The sequence below is a fragment of the Spirillospora sp. NPDC048823 genome, from assembly GCF_043198445.1.
Lineage (GTDB): Bacteria > Actinomycetota > Actinomycetes > Streptosporangiales > Streptosporangiaceae > Spirillospora.
In genome coordinates this window covers 244,479-262,108 of record NZ_JBICUT010000008.1, presented here as the reverse complement: position 1 = coordinate 262,108, position 17,630 = coordinate 244,479, and the positions used below count along the sequence as shown (strand labels likewise).

General features: G+C 73.6%; 17 protein-coding genes. 4 read left to right on the top strand and 13 right to left on the bottom strand.

Annotation, left to right across the window (positions count from 1 at the left end):
- Positions 1-28 precede the first annotated feature (28 nt).
- A complete protein-coding gene (locus ACGFK0_RS20645) occupies positions 29-931 on the bottom strand; it encodes an alpha/beta hydrolase family esterase (RefSeq protein WP_392906838.1) in 903 nt (300 codons plus the stop codon).
- A gap of 525 nt (positions 932-1,456) precedes the next feature.
- Here ACGFK0_RS20645 and ACGFK0_RS20640 point away from each other — a divergent pair.
- The gene (locus ACGFK0_RS20640) at positions 1,457-1,909 is read left to right on the top strand and encodes a MaoC family dehydratase (RefSeq protein WP_392906837.1); all 453 of its coding nucleotides are present in this window, start codon (positions 1,457-1,459) and stop codon (positions 1,907-1,909) included.
- A 29-nt stretch (positions 1,910-1,938) separates the two neighbouring features.
- Positions 1,939-3,600, top strand: a complete 1,662-nt coding sequence (locus tag ACGFK0_RS20635; RefSeq protein ID WP_392906835.1) for a long-chain fatty acid--CoA ligase — start codon at positions 1,939-1,941, stop codon at positions 3,598-3,600.
- A 33-nt stretch (positions 3,601-3,633) separates the two neighbouring features.
- Here ACGFK0_RS20635 and ACGFK0_RS20630 read toward each other — a convergent pair whose 3' ends face one another.
- The 8 genes from ACGFK0_RS20630 to pfkB all read right to left on the bottom strand — a co-directional run bounded on the left by ACGFK0_RS20630 (position 3,634) and on the right by pfkB (position 9,635).
- Positions 3,634-4,239, bottom strand: coding sequence for a TetR/AcrR family transcriptional regulator (locus tag ACGFK0_RS20630; RefSeq protein WP_392906834.1), 606 nt, complete (start codon positions 4,237-4,239; stop codon positions 3,634-3,636).
- Between the two features lie 100 nt (positions 4,240-4,339).
- Entirely contained in the window at positions 4,340-5,101 is a 762-nt protein-coding gene (locus ACGFK0_RS20625; protein ID WP_392906957.1) for a DeoR/GlpR family DNA-binding transcription regulator, read from the bottom strand.
- 95 nt (positions 5,102-5,196) lie between these two features.
- The gene (locus ACGFK0_RS20620; protein ID WP_392906833.1) at positions 5,197-5,481 is read right to left on the bottom strand and encodes an HPr family phosphocarrier protein; all 285 of its coding nucleotides are present in this window, start codon (positions 5,479-5,481) and stop codon (positions 5,197-5,199) included.
- 50 nt (positions 5,482-5,531) lie between these two features.
- The gene (locus ACGFK0_RS20615) at positions 5,532-6,572 is read right to left on the bottom strand and encodes a zinc-dependent dehydrogenase (protein ID WP_392906831.1); all 1,041 of its coding nucleotides are present in this window, start codon (positions 6,570-6,572) and stop codon (positions 5,532-5,534) included.
- Entirely contained in the window at positions 6,569-7,078 is a 510-nt protein-coding gene (locus ACGFK0_RS20610; protein ID WP_392906830.1) for a PTS sugar transporter subunit IIA, read from the bottom strand. The genes ACGFK0_RS20615 and ACGFK0_RS20610 overlap by 4 nt, the downstream gene beginning before the upstream one ends.
- Positions 7,071-7,370, bottom strand: coding sequence for a PTS lactose transporter subunit IIB (locus ACGFK0_RS20605; RefSeq protein WP_392906829.1), 300 nt, complete (start codon positions 7,368-7,370; stop codon positions 7,071-7,073). The genes ACGFK0_RS20610 and ACGFK0_RS20605 overlap by 8 nt, the downstream gene beginning before the upstream one ends.
- 52 nt (positions 7,371-7,422) lie before the next feature.
- Positions 7,423-8,604: a mannitol-specific PTS transporter subunit IIC gene (gene mtlA, locus ACGFK0_RS20600; RefSeq protein ID WP_392906827.1), complete on the bottom strand. Its 1,182-nt coding sequence runs from the start codon at positions 8,602-8,604 to the stop codon at positions 7,423-7,425.
- Positions 8,605-8,708: 104 nt separating this feature from the next.
- Positions 8,709-9,635, bottom strand: a complete 927-nt coding sequence (gene pfkB, locus ACGFK0_RS20595) for a 1-phosphofructokinase (RefSeq protein WP_392906825.1) — start codon at positions 9,633-9,635, stop codon at positions 8,709-8,711.
- 389 nt (positions 9,636-10,024) lie between these two features.
- Here pfkB and ACGFK0_RS20590 point away from each other — a divergent pair, with 389 nt between their 5' ends.
- Together ACGFK0_RS20590 and ligA are read left to right on the top strand one after the other, a co-directional pair.
- Positions 10,025-10,927, top strand: a complete 903-nt coding sequence (locus ACGFK0_RS20590) for a DMT family transporter (RefSeq protein WP_392906824.1) — start codon at positions 10,025-10,027, stop codon at positions 10,925-10,927.
- Between the two features lie 58 nt (positions 10,928-10,985).
- On the top strand, positions 10,986-13,055 hold the full coding sequence (ligA, locus tag ACGFK0_RS20585) for an NAD-dependent DNA ligase LigA (RefSeq protein WP_392906823.1): 2,070 nt from the start codon (positions 10,986-10,988) through the stop codon (positions 13,053-13,055).
- A gap of 11 nt (positions 13,056-13,066) precedes the next feature.
- Here ligA and ACGFK0_RS20580 read toward each other — a convergent pair whose 3' ends face one another.
- From ACGFK0_RS20580 to ACGFK0_RS20565, 4 genes are all read right to left on the bottom strand, one after another.
- Positions 13,067-14,245 (bottom strand): helix-turn-helix domain-containing protein, encoded by a 1,179-nt coding sequence (locus ACGFK0_RS20580; protein ID WP_392906822.1) that lies wholly within the window; start codon positions 14,243-14,245, stop codon positions 13,067-13,069.
- 104 nt (positions 14,246-14,349) lie between these two features.
- Positions 14,350-15,645 carry an acyltransferase family protein gene (locus ACGFK0_RS20575; RefSeq protein WP_392906821.1) on the bottom strand — a complete coding sequence of 432 codons (1,296 nt, stop codon included), beginning with the start codon at positions 15,643-15,645 and terminating at the stop codon, positions 14,350-14,352.
- 228 nt (positions 15,646-15,873) lie between these two features.
- Positions 15,874-16,668, bottom strand: coding sequence for an SAM-dependent methyltransferase (locus ACGFK0_RS20570; RefSeq protein ID WP_392906820.1), 795 nt, complete (start codon positions 16,666-16,668; stop codon positions 15,874-15,876).
- A 313-nt stretch (positions 16,669-16,981) separates the two neighbouring features.
- Complete coding sequence (locus ACGFK0_RS20565; protein WP_392906819.1) at positions 16,982-17,629, bottom strand: GNAT family N-acetyltransferase; 648 nt, start codon at positions 17,627-17,629, stop codon at positions 16,982-16,984.
- Position 17,630 lies beyond the last annotated feature (1 nt).

Below are 17,630 nucleotides of genomic sequence, written 5' to 3'. Positions count from 1 at the left end.
GGCGTGCCCCCGCGCCGCCCGCCGCCCGTCAGGTCTCCTTCGGCAGCGAGGGGCGGGCGGTGAAGAACTCCGCTATCAGCTCGCTGGCGTAGGGGGGCCATTCGTGGCCGCCCTGCTGTTCGGTGCAGAGCGCGACGAGGAGGGGCCCCGGGCCGGTGCCGACGCAGCCGTCCGGTCCGCCGGGCACCGGCCACGACAGCGCGGGCAGCTTGTTCAGCCACCTCCAGTACTCCATGGTGATCTGGACGGAGAAGAACGGGAAGTCGACGTCCGCGTCCATGTTCCCGCCGCCGTGGTAGGGGACGGACGGATCCCACGTGCCGTGGAACGCCAGGACGGACGTGGGATGGTCGGGCGTGCAGCCGATGGCGAGGGCGCCCGACACCACGGCGATCCCGGCGACCTTCGCCGAGCGCTCGCACGCGTACCGGTAGGCCATGCCGCCGCCGTTGGAGAAGCCGGTCACGAAGACCCGGCGCGGATCGGCGACGCCCTGCAGCACCAGCGTGTCGATGAGCTCGTCGAGGAACGCGACGTCGTCGACGCCCGTCCAGCGGGCGAACCAGCAGCACGCTCCGGCGTTCCACGTGCCGAGGAGGCCCTCGGGGTAGGCGACGGCGTAGCCGGCCTCGTCGGCGACCTCGTCGAGCCCGCTCTGCTCGCGGACGTACTCGGGATCGTTCAGGCCGCCGTGCAGCGCGACGATGAGCGGCAGCGGCCGGCCGGGCTCGCCTTCGTCCGCCGCACGTTCCGGGGGGACGTGCAGGAGGTAGGGGCGATTCCAGTCGCCCATGGCGATGGTGTGCTCGGAGGTTCCTGGGGCGGGGGTGTTCTCGGGGGCGGGGTCGGACGCCCCGGCGGGCAGGGGGTGGGCGATGAGCGTCGCGATGAGGGTCACGACGACCATCGCCGCCCGCGCGGCGATCTTCATAGCGCAGATCCAACGCCCGGGACCGCATCCTGGCAATATCCCCGGGCGCTAAAAGATCGCCGCGTTTTGGTGGCCGGGCGCACACTCGGTGACCGTTCCGCGAATCTTGTCCAGGCATGCCCGCTCTGTGTTCGTCTCCCCCTGCTCGGGGGTGTGGCCGAGACGCTGGACCCGGAAACCGGCGTCGGCGCATATGCCCTGGTGGACCATGTGTACTCGTCGGTAACTGTGGGGTGTGTGACGCATTACGGCGCGTAGGCGCTGTGCATGGTGAGAGCCGGATCGCGATGGCGCCGGCGGGCCGTGAGCAGGAGGGGGGCCCGCGCGTCAGCCGAAGCGCCGGCCACCTGCCGGCGGGCTGGACGGTCCCGCGGTGCCGGGGCGGACGCCGCGGGGCCGTCCCGCCCGCCGGCCGGAACGACTCCCGGACCCGAGCCGGTCCGTCGCGGGGATTGCATACCAACCGGTCGGTATGTTGTCATCGTCCCGTTCACGGAACAGTCGTTGCACGGAGGTCACGACCGCATGCGCACGTTCAGCGGAGTCGACGAGTACGAAAAGGCCGTCGGAAGCCACCTCGGCCACAGCGAGTGGCACACGATCACACAGGAGCAGGTCGACCTGTTCGCCGACGCGACCGGCGACCACCAGTGGATCCACGTCGACCCGGAGCGGGCGGCGCGCGGCCCGTTCGGCGGGACGATCGCGCACGGCTACCTCACCCTGTCGCTGCTGCCCATGCTCGCCGCGGAGATCTACCGCGTCGAGGGCCTGAAGATGGGCGTGAACTACGGCGCCGACAAGGTCCGCTTCCCGGCGCCGGTGCCGGTGGGCTCGCGGATCCGCGCCGGAGCCGAACTGCTGTCGCTGCAACGCGGTCCCTCGGGCGCGCGGGCCGCGGTGCGCGTGACGATCGAACGCGAGGGCGGCGACAAGCCGGTCTGCGTGGCCGAGACCCTTTCCGTCCTGGTCGACTGACCGGCGGGCCGGAGAATCGGAGAATTGCCATGATCCCCAGCACGATGCAGGACTTTCCGCTGTCGGTCGCCGCGATCCTGCGGCACGGCGCGCGCGTGTACGGGCGCAGCGAATGCGTCACCTGGACGGGCGGCGGGGCACCGAGGCGCGCCACGTTCGCGCAGGTCGCCGAGAACGCCGAGCGCCTCGCGTCCGCCCTGGCCAGGCTCGGCGTCCGCCGCGGCGACCGGGTGGCGACCTTCTGCTGGAACAACCAGGAGCACCTGGAGGCGTACTTCGCGGTGCCGGCCATGGGCGCGGTGCTGCACACGCTGAACATCCGGCTGTTCCCCGAGCAGCTCTCGCACATCATCAACCACGCCGACGACCAGGTCGTCATCGTCGACGACTCCCTCGTTCCGCTGCTGGCCAGGGTCGTGCACGAACTGCCCGCCGTCGAGGCGTTCGTGGTCGTCGGCGACGGCGACACCGCACCGCTGCGCGACAACGGCAACGGCGCGCCCGTCCTGCGCTACGGCGAACTGCTCGACGCGGAGGAGCCCGGCTACGACTGGCCCGACGTCGACGAGCGCGCCGCCGCGTCGATGTGCTACACCAGCGGCACCACGGGCGACCCCAAAGGCGTCGTGTACTCGCACCGCTCGACGTTCCTGCACGCCATGGCCGTGCAGTCGGCATCGCTGATCGGCATCACCGAGGCGGACCGGGTGCTGACCATCGTCCCCATGTTCCACGTGAACGCGTGGGGCCTGCCGTACGGGGCGTTCCTGTCCGGCGCGACCCTGCACATGCCCGGCCCGTTCATGCAGCCCGAGCACCTCACGGCGTTCATCGCCGAGGAGCGCAGCACGCTGTCGTCCGCCGTCCCCACCATCTGGAACGCGATCCTCGCCTACGGGGAGCGGCACGAGCTCGACCTCTCCTCCCTGCGCGCCGGCACCTCGGGCGGAGCCGCCGCTCCGCGCGTCCTTCTGGAGCGGTTCGAGGAGCGCTACGGGCTGCGCATCGTCCAGGGCTGGGGGATGACGGAGACCAGCCCGCTCGGCGGCATGGCGTTCCCGCCGCCGGGCGTCGAACCCGGCACCGCCGAGGACCTGGACTGGCGGCTGAAGTCCGGCCGCGTCGCCGCCGGCGTCGAGATGCGCATCGTCGACGAGTCGGGCGCGGAACTCCCGTGGGACGGCCGGGCCGTCGGCGAGATCGAGGTCCGCGGCCCGTGGATCACCGGCGCCTACCACCGCGACCCCGCGCCGGAGAAGTTCGACGGCGGCTGGCTGCGCACCGGCGACATCGGCACCGTCGACGACCGCGGCTTCTTCCAGATCACCGACCGGGCGAAGGACGTCATCAAGTCGGGCGGCGAATGGATCTCCTCCGTCGAGCTGGAGAACCACCTCATGGCGCACCCCGCGGTGGCGGAGGCCGCCGTCATCGGCGTCCCCGACGCCCGGTGGGACGAGCGTCCGCTGGCCTGCGTCGTCCTCCGCCCCGACGCGACCGCCACCGCGGCCGGCCTCGCGTCCTTCCTCGCCGGCAAGGTGGCGCGCTGGCAGGTCCCCGAGTACTGGACGTTCCTGGACGAGATCCCGAAGACCACCGTCGGCAAGTTCGACAAGAAGCCCCTCCGCGCCCGCCACCGGGACGCCGCCCTCGAGATCGAGCACGTGGAGAAGGCGGCGTCGGCCGGCTAGTCCCTCAGGCCGTTCGCGAACTCTTCAGGCCGTTCAAGGGTTCTTCAGGCCGTTCAAGAAGAGGTCGACGTAGTGCTCGCTGATGGCGGCCGGTTCGAGGCGGCCGCCGGGGCGGTACCAGGCGCCGATCTGGTGGACGGTGCCGAAGAAGAAGTGGACGGCGATGTCGGCAGAGGCGCGGTCGCGGAAGGTGCCTTCGCGCCTGCCCTCCTCGACCAGGCCGCGGAAGCGCTCGTGGTAGCGGCGGCGTTCGGCGCGGACGGCCTCGCGGCGGTCGCGGGGGAGCAGGTGGGTGGAGCGGAAGAAGACGGTGAAGTCGTCCAGGTAGCGGAACGAGGTGTCGAGGACGTCGACGGCGGCGGCGCGGAGCCGTTCCTCGGCGGTGCCGGGGCCGTCCGCGATCTGCTCCAGGCGCGACATCTGCAGGCCGATGAGCCGGTGGTAGATCTCGTAGAGAAGGTCGTCCTTGGAGCCGAAGTAGTGGTACATCGCGCCCTTGGTGACTCCGGCGGCGTTGACGATCTCCTGGACCGAGGTGTTCTCGAAGCCCTTGTCGGCGAACAGGCGCGTCGCGACGGCCAGCAGCCGGTCGGGGAGGGGGAGGGCGCCGGGGGCCCGGCCCGCGGGCGCCTGCGTCATCACTCCACCTCCGTCCGGGATCGGCCGGGGTGTCCCGCCGCCCCGGCGCGGCGCGGTCAGCCTACCGGGCCGGACGGCGGGCCGCCGACGCGCGGCGGCGTCAGGCGCGGACGATCTCGGGGCCCTCGGCGGCGAGGTCGGCGGCGAGGTCGGTGTCCAGGCCGGTGTCGGTGATCAGCACGTCGATGTCGGACAGGTCACCGAACCGCACCAGATGGTCGTGCCCGATCTTGGTGCGGTCGGTGAGCAGCACCCGCCGCCGCGACGAGGCGATCATCGCCCGCTTCACCGCGGCCTCGGCCTGGTCGGACGTGGTCAGCCCGCGCTCGACGGAGCAGCCGTTGGTCGCCATGAACGCCACGTCCACCCACAGGTCGGCCAGCGGGCGCAGCACCCACTCGTCCACCGTGGCCAGCGTCCGGCCCCGGACCCGCCCGCCCAGGATGATCACGGTCAGGTTGGGGCGGGTGGCCAGCACCGAGGCGTGCGGCGGCGAGTTCACGATCACGGTCAGCTCGCGGTCGGTGGGCAGGAGCTGGACGAACCGGGCGGTGGTCGTCCCGGCGTCCACGATGATCGAGCCGTCGGCGGGCAGCTCCTCCAGCGCCGCCTTGGCGATGCGCTGCTTCTCCTCGGTCATCACCGCGTCCCGCGCCGCCAGCTCGGGCTCGAAACCGAGCCGCTCGACCGGCATGGCGCCGCCGTGGACGCGGCGGATCGTCCCGGCGCGTTCGAGGACGGTCAGGTCGCGGCGGATGGTCTCGGTGGTGACCGAGAACTCCTCGGCCAGCGCGACCACGTCCACGCGGCCCTTCGAGCGCGCCAGCGCGAGGATCGCCTGCTGTCGTTCTTCGGCGTACATGACCCTCGCCTCACCCGTCCCGAGTCCGTTCCCGTTCACCCGCCATTGTGGTGCGTCCGGGCCGCGTTGCGCTCCCTCACGCCGGGCCGTGCGGCTCAGGCATGGCCGGGTTCCTCCGCGTCCAGGTCGGCGGCGAGCAGTTCGGCCAGCTCGTCCAGCGCCGTGTCGGCCCCGTCGCCGTCGGCGGACAGGATCACCTCCGTTCCCCGGGCCGCGCCGAGCGACAGCACGCCGAGGATGCTGCTCGCCGGGACCGCCGCGCGGTCACCGACCCGGATGGTCACCGGGACGGGCTGCTGCGCGGCCGTGTGCACGAAGATCTTCGCGGGGCGCGCGTGCAGCCCCTGCGCCGAGCCGATGACGACGGTGCGTTCGGGCACGGCTGCCTCCTTCTGGTCAGGGTTCGCCTCGGGTCCGGCTCGCCTCGGGGTCAGGGTTCGATCGTCACTTTGATCGCGGCGCCCCGGGTCACGAGGTCGAGGGCCTCGTGCAGGTCGTCCAGGGGAAGGCGGTGGGTGATGAGGTCCTCGACGGGCACCCGGCCGGAGCCGATCAGCTCCAGCGCGCGGGCGTTGTGGGCGGGGCTCGACCCGTTGGCGCCGACCAGGGACAGCTCCCGGTAGTGGACGCGGTTGGCGTCGACGGAGATGACCGGATCGTCCTTGGGCAGCCCGCCGAACAGGCTGACCCGGCCGCCGGGCGCGACGAGCCGCTGCGCCTGCTCCTGCGCGGCGCCCGACGCGGCGGCCGTGATCGCGACGTCGGCGCCGCGGCCGCCGGTGCGTTCGAGGATCTCCTCGACGACGTCGGTGGCGCCCGCGTCGATCGAGGCGTCCGGCTTCACGATCGCCGCCGCCTGGCCGAGCCGCTCGGCGTTGACCTCCACGAGGAACACGCGGGCGGCGCCGCGCGCGCGGGCGACCCGCACGTGCAGGCAGCCGACCGGCCCGGAGCCGAACACCACGACGTCGTCGCCCTCGCCGACGCCCGCCAGCTCCTGGCCGTTCAGGACGCAGGCGAGCGGCTCGGCCACCGACGCCTCGGCGAACGAGACGCCGTCCGGGATCCGGTTCACCCCCCGCACCGCCAGGACCTTCGCCGGGACGATCATGTATTCGGCGAACGCGCCGTCGTAGTGGTATCCCATCGACTCCTGCGCGGTGCAGACCGTCATCCGGCCGCGGCGGCACTCCGGGCACGTCCCGTCCGGGATCGCGGCGATGACCTGGACGCGGTCGCCCGCCGTCCAGTCCCCGGCGCCGGGGCCGGCCTCGGTGACCTCGCCGGCGATCTCGTGTCCCATCACCCTCGGCGGGACGATGTGGTGGTGCCCGAACCGGGAGATCTTGACGTCGGTGCCGCACGTCGAGCAGTTGCGGACGCGGATCTTCAGCTCGCCGGGGCCGGGCGTGGGCTCCGGCGCGTCCTCCAGGCGGATGTCGCCGGGTGCGTAGAAACGGGCGACCTTCATACGGCGTGTCCCTGTCCTGTCTGTAGCGGATCCGTCTGCAGCGGGTCCGTCGGTTGCTGTTCTTCTGCCCGCGGGTCGAGCAGGGCGAGGATTTTGTCCGGCTCGGCGGCCTCGCGCAGCTCGCGTGCCTTGTCCGGGTCCATGAGCACCTCGGCCAGCTCGGCGAGGATCTCCATGTGCCCGTCGCCGCGCGCCGCGATGGCGATGCAGACGGTGACGGGGTCGCCGTTCCAGTCCGCGCCCTCGGGGAATCTCACGAAGGCGAGCGCGTCCCGGTGGATGAGGTCACGGCCTCCGGACGTGCCGTGCGGGATGGCCACCCCTTCGCCGAGGTAGGTGGAGATCGACCGCTCCCGCTCCAGCATCGCGTCGATGTAGCCGGGTTCGACGGCACCGATGTCCACCAGCACCTGCCCGCAGGTCCGGACGGCGTCGTCGCGGCCGCCGGCGCGGGCGTCCAGCCGGATCGCCCCGGGGGCGAGCAGACCGGTGGCCCGGTCAGGCACCGACCTCACCCCCGTCCTTGATCGCCTTGACCAGGCGGTCGACGGCGGGGTCGCCGATGTAGACCTCGAACGCGATGACGGGAGCGTCGCCGGCGCCGCGGCGGGCGCGGTCGGCCAGCCCGGTGTGGGTGACGACCACGTCGGCGTCGGCCGGGATGTCGTCGACGGGCGTGTGCACGACCGTCACGTCGGTCTTCTTCAGCGACTTGCGCAGCCGGCCGGCGAGCATGACGCTGCTGCCCATGCCGGCGTCGCAGGCGATGACGAGCTTGCGGATGTCCTTGCCGTTCATCGTGGGTGTGCCTTTCGGACTGGGTGGTTCGGCCGTGTGATCTCGTGCGCGGTCAGCGGGCGCTGGTCTCCTTGGCGGTGCCGTCGGCGGCGCCCTCGCCCTCCGCGCCGGCCCCCTCCGCACCGGCCTCATCCGCGCCGACCTCATCCCCTGCGTCGTCGCCGCCCTCGGCGGCCGGCTCGGCGAGCCTGCCGAAGCCGAGCAGTGCGGCGCCGACCCCGAAGGAGACGGCCGCGGACGCGAGCATGCCGGTGTAGACGCCGATCCAGTTGCCGGCGCCGCGCGGCGTCTGCGCGAGGTAGGCGAAGATGCTCCCCGGCGACGGGGTCGCGACCAGGCCGGTGCCCGAGGCCATGAAGATCGCGACGCCGGTCATGCCGCCCGCGATCGCGGCGAGGATCATCCGCGGCTTCATCAGGATGTAGGGGAAGTAGATCTCGTGGATGCCGCCGAAGAAGTGGATGATCGCGGCGGCCGGAACGGTCGGGCGCAGCCGCTTCGGCCCGAAGAACCAGTAGGCGAGCAGGACGCCGAGGCCCGGCCCGGGGTTGGACTCCAGCATGAACAGTACGGACTTGCCGGTCTCGGCGGCCTGCTGCACGCCGAGCGGGCCGAGCACCCCGTGGTTGATGGCGTTGTTGAGGAAGAGCACCTTCGCGGGCTCGATGAGCAGGGACGTGAGCGGCAGCACGTCGTGGTCGACCAGCCATCCGACGCCGTCTCCGGCCCACTCGGTGAAGGTGTTCATGACCGGGCCGATTCCCCGGTTGCCCGCGACCGCCATGGCGCCGCCGATGATCCCGGCGGAGAAGTTGTCGACGAGCATCTCGAACCCGGGCCGGACGCGGTCCTGGACGAGGTCGTCGAACAGCTTCAGCAGGTACGCGGTGAGCGGCCCGATGATCATCGCGCCGAGGAACATCGGCACGTCGGAGCCGACGACGATGCCGACGGTGGCGACCGCGCCGACGACCGCGCCGCGCTGGCCGTGCACCATCCGGCCGCCGGTGTAGCCGATCAGCATCGGCAGCAGGAACTTGATCATCGGGTCGACCAGCTCGGCCAGGTCCTCGTTGGGCAGCCAGCCGGTGGGGATGAACAGGGCGGTGATCAGGCCCCAGGCGATGAACGCGCCGATGTTCGGCATGACCATCCCGGCCAGCTTGCCGCCGAACCGCTGGACCTGCGCTCGGAGCCCGCTTCCCGCGGGTTCTGGGGTGTAGTCGGTGGCCATCTCGGGCCTCCTGTCGATCGGGGGTGGGTGCTAACAGGGGGTGTTGGTGACCGTGGCTTGAGTGGACGGGGCTTGAGTGGGGTGCGGGGCTCGGGTGGACGGGGTCAGGTGACGAGGGGCCGGGTGAGGTCCGGCCGGGGATGGATGCGGACGATGTCGCGCCGGACGTCGGCGGTGCCCGGCATCCGGCTGGCGGGCAGCCGGACGGCCGCGGCGCCCCAGGCGAGCGCCTCGGTGAGGGCGCCGGGGCCGCGGGCGCCCGCGGCGAGGAACCCGGCGAGCAGGGCGTCGCCGGCGCCGACCGTGCTGCGCGCCCGGGCGACCGGCGCCTCGCCGGTGAGGACGCCGTCGTCGTCGACGAGCACCGCGCCCTCGGCGCCGAGGCTGACCAGGACGGCGCGGGCTCCGCGCGCCCGCAGCTCCCCGGCGGCCTCGACGACGTCGGCGACCGTGTCGACCGGGCCGCCGACGGCCTCGGCGAGTTCCTCGCGGTTCGGCTTGATCAGGTCGGGCCCGGCGGGGACGGCGGCGCGCAGGGCGGCGCCGCTGGAGTCGACCGCGACCCGGATGCCGTCCGGCCCGAACCTGCGGCACAGCTCGGCGTAGGTGCCGTCCGGGACGCCGGGCGGCAGGCTCCCGCAGCCGACCACCCAGCTCGCGGTGCCCGCCTCGGCCGCCACGACGGCGCCGATCTCGTCCAGCTCGCCCGGCGCCAGCGGGCCGCCGGGCTCGTTCAGCTTGGTGGTGACGCCGCCCGGCTCGACGATGGTCACGTTGGACCGGGTGCGGCCCGCGACGCGGACGGCGCGGACCCGCATGCCCTCGCCCTTCAGCAGCCGCCGCAGCTGGTCGCCGTCGGCGCCGCCGACCGCGACCACGGCGGTGGACGCGACGCCGTTGGCGAGCAGGGCCCGCGAGACGTTGACGCCCTTGCCCCCGGGGTCCAGCCGCGCCGACCGCGCCCGGATGACCGCGCCGCGGGTCAGCACGTCCACCTCGATCGTCCGGTCGAGGCTCGGATTGAGCGTCACCGTGACGATCATGCGGGTGCCGTTCCCCGATGCATGTGGTTTCCCTCCCGTTTATCTTTGTTTCCCTCGTATTTATGCCCGTTTGGCGCGCGAGGTCAAGGGTTTCGAGCGAGTTTTCGCAGGAAAAACCGTGTGAACCCCCGGAGCTCAGCGCGGCGCATGTGGAAATGCAGGTTCGGAGGGCATCCGCGGGCGTCGCGATCGTGCCGCGAAGCCGGTCCCCGCCTTGGGGCGAACCGGCCGAATCGTGGGAAGGATGATCGGGAAGGCGGCGCGTTGCACGAGGACGCGGGAGGCGTGGTGATCCGGTCCGAAGCGGTCGCGGCCGGTGGCGCGGAAGGCCGGCGGGGAACGGATCGCGCCGGCGGCGCGCGGGCCGGAACGCCCTGATGGCGTGGTCGGTCGCGTTCAGCCTGCTCGCCGCTTTCCTGTTCGCGGCGGCCGCCGCCCTGCAGTACCGCGCCGCCAGGCGCGCCGCGCACGGCGGCATGGACGCCACGGCCGCGCACGGCCTGATCCGCAAACTGCTCCGCGACCCGGTGTGGCTCACCGGGTGGGGCGTGAACATGGCCGGGTTCTTCACCCAGGCCGCCGCCCTGCACTTCGGGTCGACCGCCGTCGTCCAGCCGCTGCTGGTCACCCAGCTCGTCTTCACCATCCTGCTCGGCGCCGCCGGCACGGGGCGCCGCCCGGCCCGGATGGACGTGCTCGGCGGCATGGCCGTCTCGGCGGGCCTCGCCGTCCTGTTCACGGTTCCGGGCGCGATCCCGCCCGCGGGCGAGCCGTCCCGGTCGCGGCTGCTGATCGCCGGGCTGATCGCCGCGCCGCTCATCGCCGTGCTGTCCCGGGCGGCGTGGCTGCGGAGGGGACCGGTGCGGGCGGCGCTGCTCGGCGTCTGCGCCGGTCTGTGCTTCGCGGCGACCGCGGTCCTGATCAAGCTCACCACGGCGAGCCTCGTCGACCACGGCGTCGCGGCCACCGCCGCGGACTGGCCGGGCTACGCCCTGGCGGGCAGCACGCTCCTCGGGCTCGTGATCGAGCAGCGGGCGTTCGCCGCCGGATCGCTGCCCGCCGCGATGACCGCGATGACGATGACCAACCCCATCGCCTCCTACCTGGTGGCCGTCCTCGCCTTCCGGACGCTGCCGCCCCGGACGGCGGCGGCGTTGACCGCCGTCTCGGTCAGCGCGGTCCTCCTCACCGCCGGGGTGGCCCTGCTGTCGCGCTCCGCGGCCGCCGCCCGGGGCGACGGGCCGTCCGATCCGCTCCCGCCGGAACGGACCCCCACATGATCACCCGGGCTGCCTCACACGGCCCGGAAATGTCGGTGGCACCAGGCAGGATGGCCTCATGACCGAGACACCGGCCCGTACCGAGATCGGCGACCAGGCCGCCTACGCCGCCGCCGTCCAGACCGCCGTCACCGCCTCCGCCGCCTACTACGGCGAGGGCGACTCGCCGCTCGACGACGACGCCTTCGACCGGCTGGTGCGGGGCATCGCCGCCTACGAGGCCGAGAACCCGGAGCACGTGCTGCCCGGCTCCCCGACGGGCAAGGTCGCCGGGGGAGCGGTCATCGGGGACGTCCCGCACACCGTCCCGATGCTCAGCCTCGACAACGTGTTCTCCGCCGAGGGCCTGGAGGCGTGGGCCGCGGGCCTGGTCCGCAGGCTCGGCCGCGAGGTCGCCGCCTGGAGCGTGGAGCCGAAGCTGGACGGCCTGGCGATCTCGGCGCGCTACCGGGACGGGCGCCTCGTCCAGCTGGTGACGCGCGGCGACGGCGCCGCCGGCGAGGACGTCTCCCGCGGCATCGGCCTGATCAGCGGCCTGCCGGGGCGGCTCGCCGAGCCGCTCACCGTCGAGCTGCGCGGCGAGGTCCTGATGACCCGCGCCCAGTTCGAGGCCGCCAACACGGCCCGCACGGCCGCCGGGGGAGCGGCCTTCGCCAACCCGCGCAGCGCCGCCGCCGGGTCGCTGCGCACCAAGGACCGCGCCTACCGGGTGGAGATGACGTTCTTCGCCTACGGCGCCCTCCCTCTCGAAGGCACCGACGACGCGACGGCCGCGCGGCTGCGCGAGCTGCCGCACAGCGGGATCATGGAGCTCGTCGCCGGACTCGGCGCGCACACCACCGCGGCGACGCCGGTGCCCGCGGTCACCGCGACCTCGGTCGAGCACCTCCACAAGCGGGTCGGGGAGATCGCGGCGCTGCGCGCCGAGCTGGACTTCGGCATCGACGGCATCGTGATCAAAGCGGACGCCGCGGCCGACCAGGCCGACGCCGGGATCTCCTCCCGCGCGCCCCGCTGGGCCATCGCCTACAAGCTGCCCGCGGTCGAGAAGATCACCCGGCTGCTGGACGTCGAGTGGAACGTCGGCCGCACCGGGGTCATCGCGCCGCGCGCCGTGCTGGAGCCCGTCGAGGTGGACGGTTCGGTCGTCACCTACGCGACCCTGCACAACGCGGCCGACATCGAACGGCGCGGTCTGAGGATCGGCGACCACGTCACCGTCTACAAGGCCGGTGACGTGATCCCCCGCGTGGAGGCCCCCGTCGTGCACCTGCGCACCGGCGAGGAGCGGCCGATCGGCGTGCCGTCCGCGTGCCCGCGCTGCGGCGACGGCATCGACGCGTCCCAGCAGCGCTGGCGGTGCGTGCGCGGCCGGTCCTGCCATGCCGTGGCGTCCGTCCGGTACGCCGTCGGCCGCGACCAGCTCGACATCGAGGGCCTCGGCGAGAACCGCATCGACCAGCTCGTCGACGCCGGGCTGATCACCGACTTCGCCGACCTGTTCGTCCTCACCCACGAGCAGGTCATCGCCCTGGACCGGATGGGCGAGACCAGCACCGCCGCGCTCCTCGCCGCGATCGGGGCCGCGAAGGCCAAGCCGCTGAACAAGGTGTTCTGCGCGCTCGGCGTGCGCGGCACCGGCCGGTCCATGTCCCGCCGCATCGCCCGCCACTTCGGCGCGATGGACGCGATCCGCGCCGCCGACGCCGAGGCGTTCCAGGAGGTCGAGGGAGTCGGCCCGGAACGCGCCACGGTGCTGGTCGCCGAGATCGCCGAGCTGGCCCCGCTGATCGACAAGCTCGTCGCCGCGGGCGTGACCATGACCGAGCCGGGCGCCGCCGCGCCGGACGAGGCCGGCGAGGAGGCGGGCGCGCCCGGCCTGCCGCTGAGCGGCCTGTCCGTCGTCGCGACCGGAGCGATGTCCGGGCCGCTCGGCGGGCTGTCCCGCAACGAGGTGAACGAACTGATCGAACGCGCCGGCGGCAGGGCGTCCTCGTCGGTCTCGGCCCGCACGTCCCTCCTCGTCGCCGGGGGCAAGGCCGGCTCCAAGAAGGACAAGGCGGAGAAGCTCGGCGTCGAGATCGTCACTCCCGAGGAGTTCGCCGCCCGCGTCGCCGCGTTCCTGTAGGGCCGGCCCGGCTACGCCCGCTGCTCTGCGTGGGCGGACCGCACCAGCCAGCTCAGCATCAGCATCATGTCGAGCCGGCCGTCCAGTTCGGTGAACCGCCCGTCGGTCAGCTCGGCGATGCGGCGCAGCCGGTACCGGACGGTCTGCTCGTGGATGTGGAGCCGTTCCGCCGCGATCACCGCGTTGTCGCCGCACTGCAGATAGGTCAGCAGGGTCTCGGCGAGCGGCCGGCGGCGCGCCGGGGCGAGATCGAGCAGCGGCCCGAGGACGGTGGCGGCGGTCGCGTCGACCAGCTCGTCCGCCGCCAGCGTCGCCAGCGAAGCGATGTGGTCCACGCACCGGACCGGGGCGCCGCCGGGCAGCAGCCCCCGGTCCACCAGGGTCAGAGCGTGCCGGGCCCAGCGCAGCGAGACACCGCCCCGCCCGAGCGGGACGGTCGGCCCGATCGCGGCCGTCCCGAGCCTGCGCAGCGCCGGGCACAGCCTGTCCTGGCCGGGGCCCTCCGGGTCGGGCACGACGAGGAAGGGGATCGGCGCCTCCCAGTCGGCCAGCACCCCGGGCGGCAGGATCCGCGCCCCGGCGGGCGCCCCCGCGGGCAGCGCGACCAGGCCGATGCTCTTCGGCAGGTCCCAGCGGGCCGCCACCGCCAGGTCGGAGATCGCCTCCTGCGCGGGCGGCGGCTCGGCGATCAGCAGGTCCCGCAGCCTGTCCCGGCGGCGCTCCCGCTCGGTCGCGAGCTGCCCCTGCTCCCGTGCGTACCCCTGCGCGGCCGCGTCGGCGACCCGCGCCAGCAGCATGAACAGCGAGTCGGTCAGCCGGCCCAGCGTCTCGCGCGACCAGCCGAGCCGGTAGGCGTCCTTGATGAAGCGGCGGCACGCGACCTGGCTGCTCACCCGCATCGCGTTCTGCAGCGCGTCCAGGCTCCGGCCCTGCCTGGCCTCCTGCTCGCCGAGCTGCATGTAGAGCTCGGTGAGCAGGTGCGCGTCGGCGTTCGGATGATCGACGGAGTCGACGAAGAACGCGACGGTGTCACTGACCGTCCGCTCCACCCGCTTGGCGTACTCGCCGCCGTCGTCGCCCGCGTACTCGGGCACCTGGTCGCGGATCTCCCGCTCCATCTCTGCCACGGCGGACTGGAGGTGCTGGCGCAGCAGGTCGGGCAGCTCGGCGGGCATGGGCCCTTGTGTCATCCGCTATCCGTTCCGCCGGGAGGCTGGCTGGGGGTGAATCGGCCTCACCTTAGGCAGGAAGGGGAAACGCTGTCATCACCCCCCCGGCCGTCGCGTCCGGGGGATCAGGTCCGGGCGGGCCGGGGGGCCGTGCCGCGCGGTGACGCCCGCCGGTCGGTCAGGCGGCGTCCGAGGCGCTGGGCCGGGCGCTCGACGAAGCGGTGCGCCAGCGCGGCGGAGCCGAGCACGGCCGCGACCAGCACCACCCCCCAGCCCAGCCGCACGACGGCGGGAAGCTCGCTCGGGTCGCGTCCGGCGGCGTACCAGACCCCCTGGATGACCAGCGGATGCAGCAGGTAGACGGAGTAGCTGACCAGCCCGGACCACACCAGGACCCGGGGCATCCGGTGGCGGCGCAGCGCGAGGCCGCCCAGGAACGTCAGCCAGGCGGCGCCGACGGCGATGGACCAGTCCGGGCCGAGCGGGTTCGGGTTGGCGTTCAGGGCCCACTCGGTCGGGGCGCGCATGCCCGCCGCCAGCGTGAAGACCGCGACGACCGTGATCATCCCCGCCGCCGGCCGGGTGCGCAGCCGCCCGTCCTGGACGCCCCGGACGGCCGTTCCGGCGAACATCGTGGCGATGATGCACAGGCTCTCGATCGCGCCGATGCGGCTGTTGAGGAGCAGCAGGGTGAGCGCCAGCGTCGCCACGACCGCGACCCCCGCCCGGCGCATCCCGCGCCGTCGGCCGATCATCGCCGCGAGCCCGCCGGCCAGCAGCAGCACGGTGACGAGGACGGTTCCGTCCGGCCAGCGGGAGGCCAGCAGCCCTGACGGCAGCGCCACGCCCAGCATCGCCGCGCCCACGCCGAACCCCAGCGCCACCCGGGCGCTGGAGCGGTGGACGCCGGCGACGAACATCGCCGTCACCAGGAGGTAGAAGACCATCTCGTAGGAGAGCGTCCAGAAGACGTTGAGGGCGTTCGGCACGCCCATGAGGTCCTGAAGCATGGTCAGGTGCGCGATGGCGGCCGCCCAGGGGCGGTCGCCGAGGGCTGCGGGCAGCCCGTAGGACACGCCGCCCGCGCCGACCGCCAGCGTGAGCGCGGCGGCCACGGACCAGGCCGGATACAGCCGGAAGAACCGCCCTGCCCAGAACTGCCGGACGCTTCCGCGCCGCTCCAGGGAGAACGGCACGACATAGCCGCTGACGAGGAAGAACACGAACACCCCGTAGCGGCCGAAGTCGAACCACGGGCTGGCCGTCCGGCGCACCTCGGGCAGCAGCACGTCCAGGGAATGCTCGAACACCACCACAAGGGCGGCGAGACCGCGCAGGGCGTCGAGCCAGCCCATCCGTGGCGCCTTCTCCTCGCGGGAGCCGATCCGGGTTCGCGGTGGAGTCAGGGTGTTCGCCGCCATCCGGGCCACCATAGGTGCCGGGAGTCGACGTTCTCCAACGGGCGGACGTGATTCGCGTGACGCGGTGCTCCGGCGGCTGACTCAGCGTGACGGCCGCGGAGGCCCCCGCGACCGGCGGGGGCGGTGCTGCGGCGAGGTGGACGCCGGGCACGCGTACCGGGCCGTAGCGCGACTCATTGTGACCAACCCCACACCCATCGGACGTCGCGGGCGGGCCCGCCGGGAGGGTCAGCGGACGGCCACGGCGCCGTACATGATCGGCTCGCGGCCCGGCCGGGGCATCCCGCACGGATGCCCGCTGGGGATCGGCGTCAGGCCGGGGAACAGCGGGCGGAACGGTCCGAGGAGCCGCGCGATCTCACCGGCGCCGCGCGGGATCATCGGGACGCCGCTCGCCTCCCGGTAGCGCCGCGCGGCCTCGGCGAGCGCCGCCGGGGCGAAGTCGGCCGTGGCGTGCGAGACGACCACGGCGCTGCCCGGCGGGGCCGTTCCCGCGAGGCCGGCGACGAGGTCCGCGGCGCCCGGCAGGAAGTGCAGGACGGAGGAGAACACCAGCGCGACCGGCTCGGCCGGGTCGATGAGGCGGCGGACCTCCGGGCTGTCCACGATCGAGGCCGGGTCGCGGATGTCGGCGTTCAGCGCCGCGATGTTGCCGCCGTCGATCAGCAGCGCGCGGGCGTGCGCGAGGACGAGCGGGTCGTCGTCGACGTAGACGACGCGGGTGCCGGCGATGTGCCGGGCGGCCATCTGGTGCAGGTTGTCGGCCTTGGGCAGCCCGCATCCGAGATCGAGGAACTGCCGTACGCCGCGGGCGGCGAGCAGCCGGACGGCGCGGGCGAGGAAGGCGCGGGCGGCGCGGGCCGCGTCCGCCGACTGCGGCAGGACCTCCAGGATCCGGTGGGCGAGGTCGCGGTCCGGGGCGTAGTTGTCCTTGCCGCCGAGGAGGTAGTCCTGGACCCTGGCCGGTCCGGGCCGGTGCAGGACAAGCCGCGCCTCCGGTGCGCGCGTCGCGGCCGTCGTCATGTCGCTTCACCTGTCGCCTTCACCAGAGGGAGCGGTGTGGTGACTCACCTCCGACGGTAGGCGGACGGGGGCGGTCAGCGGAAAGGGCATTCCGTGGTCCGTCCGAAAGGCGCCTCGCCGCGTGGCCGCATCGGGCCAATCGTGTTTCGCGGTGTCCCGCCGGTTCCGGAGCCGCCGGTGGCGGGCAGCAGGAACGCGACGCGGGCGCGGACGGCCGCCGTCCGCGCACCGGCCGCCCGGCGCCCCGGCATCGATGGCCGGATCCGGCCATGACACGGACTTAACCGCATGGCCGTAACCCCTGTCGGGACCCTCAGGGGCGTTGCCCGGGCGCCCGCCACATGAGCCAGACCGGCGGGCAGCCCTTGCCCGGCAGGGCGAGTTCGCGCGTCACGGTGAACCCGAACCGCTCGTAATAAGGGACGTTCCGCTCCTTGGACGACTCCAGGTAGGCGGGGACCCCCTCGGCGTCGCAGCGGTCGAGGCGGGACCGCAGCAGCGCGCCGCCCAGCCCGCCGCCCTGCGCCGGAGGATCGGTGCCGAGCACCGCCAGGTACCAGTGCGGCTCGCGCGGGTGCTGCTCCTCGATCGCGCCGAGCGTGCGCAGGGTGGCGGGCACCCGAGTGCCGAGAACCCGCAGCAGCGGTACCGCCTGGGCCGCCTGCGTGCGGACGGGCACATGCCACCGTCCGGGCGGGTCCCACAGGGCCGCCGCTTCGGCCGTTCCGTCCCGTCCCGTGGCCTCCGTGGTGCCGTGCGGAAGGTGCACCCGGCGCAGCATGATCGCGAACAGCCCGGTCAGCCGCCGCACGCGGGACGCGTCGTCGGGCAGCAGCCACCGCCAGACCGGGTCGTCGTCGAAGGCGCGGCCGAGAACGGCGGCGACCGCCGCGGTGTCGGAGGCCGTCACCGGACGCACGCTCAACGGCCCGGGCGGGGACGGCTGGGGCTGGGACGTCATG

Coding starts and splice junctions, on each gene's coding strand:
- ACGFK0_RS20645 (WP_392906838.1), bottom strand. CDS start 931: ATGAAGATCGCCGCGCGGGCGGCGATGGTCGTCGTGACCCTCATCGCG.
- ACGFK0_RS20640 (WP_392906837.1), top strand. CDS start 1,457: ATGCGCACGTTCAGCGGAGTCGACGAGTACGAAAAGGCCGTCGGAAGC.
- ACGFK0_RS20635 (WP_392906835.1), top strand. CDS start 1,939: ATGATCCCCAGCACGATGCAGGACTTTCCGCTGTCGGTCGCCGCGATC.
- ACGFK0_RS20630 (WP_392906834.1), bottom strand. CDS start 4,239: ATGACGCAGGCGCCCGCGGGCCGGGCCCCCGGCGCCCTCCCCCTCCCC.
- ACGFK0_RS20625 (WP_392906957.1), bottom strand. CDS start 5,101: ATGTACGCCGAAGAACGACAGCAGGCGATCCTCGCGCTGGCGCGCTCG.
- ACGFK0_RS20615 (WP_392906831.1), bottom strand. CDS start 6,572: ATGAAGGTCGCCCGTTTCTACGCACCCGGCGACATCCGCCTGGAGGAC.
- ACGFK0_RS20605 (WP_392906829.1), bottom strand. CDS start 7,370: ATGAACGGCAAGGACATCCGCAAGCTCGTCATCGCCTGCGACGCCGGC.
- mtlA (WP_392906827.1), bottom strand. CDS start 8,604: ATGGCCACCGACTACACCCCAGAACCCGCGGGAAGCGGGCTCCGAGCG.
- ACGFK0_RS20590 (WP_392906824.1), top strand. CDS start 10,025: ATGGCGTGGTCGGTCGCGTTCAGCCTGCTCGCCGCTTTCCTGTTCGCG.
- ligA (WP_392906823.1), top strand. CDS start 10,986: ATGACCGAGACACCGGCCCGTACCGAGATCGGCGACCAGGCCGCCTAC.
- ACGFK0_RS20580 (WP_392906822.1), bottom strand. CDS start 14,245: ATGACACAAGGGCCCATGCCCGCCGAGCTGCCCGACCTGCTGCGCCAG.
- ACGFK0_RS20575 (WP_392906821.1), bottom strand. CDS start 15,645: ATGGCGGCGAACACCCTGACTCCACCGCGAACCCGGATCGGCTCCCGC.
- ACGFK0_RS20570 (WP_392906820.1), bottom strand. CDS start 16,668: ATGACGACGGCCGCGACGCGCGCACCGGAGGCGCGGCTTGTCCTGCAC.
- ACGFK0_RS20565 (WP_392906819.1), bottom strand. CDS start 17,629: ATGACGTCCCAGCCCCAGCCGTCCCCGCCCGGGCCGTTGAGCGTGCGT.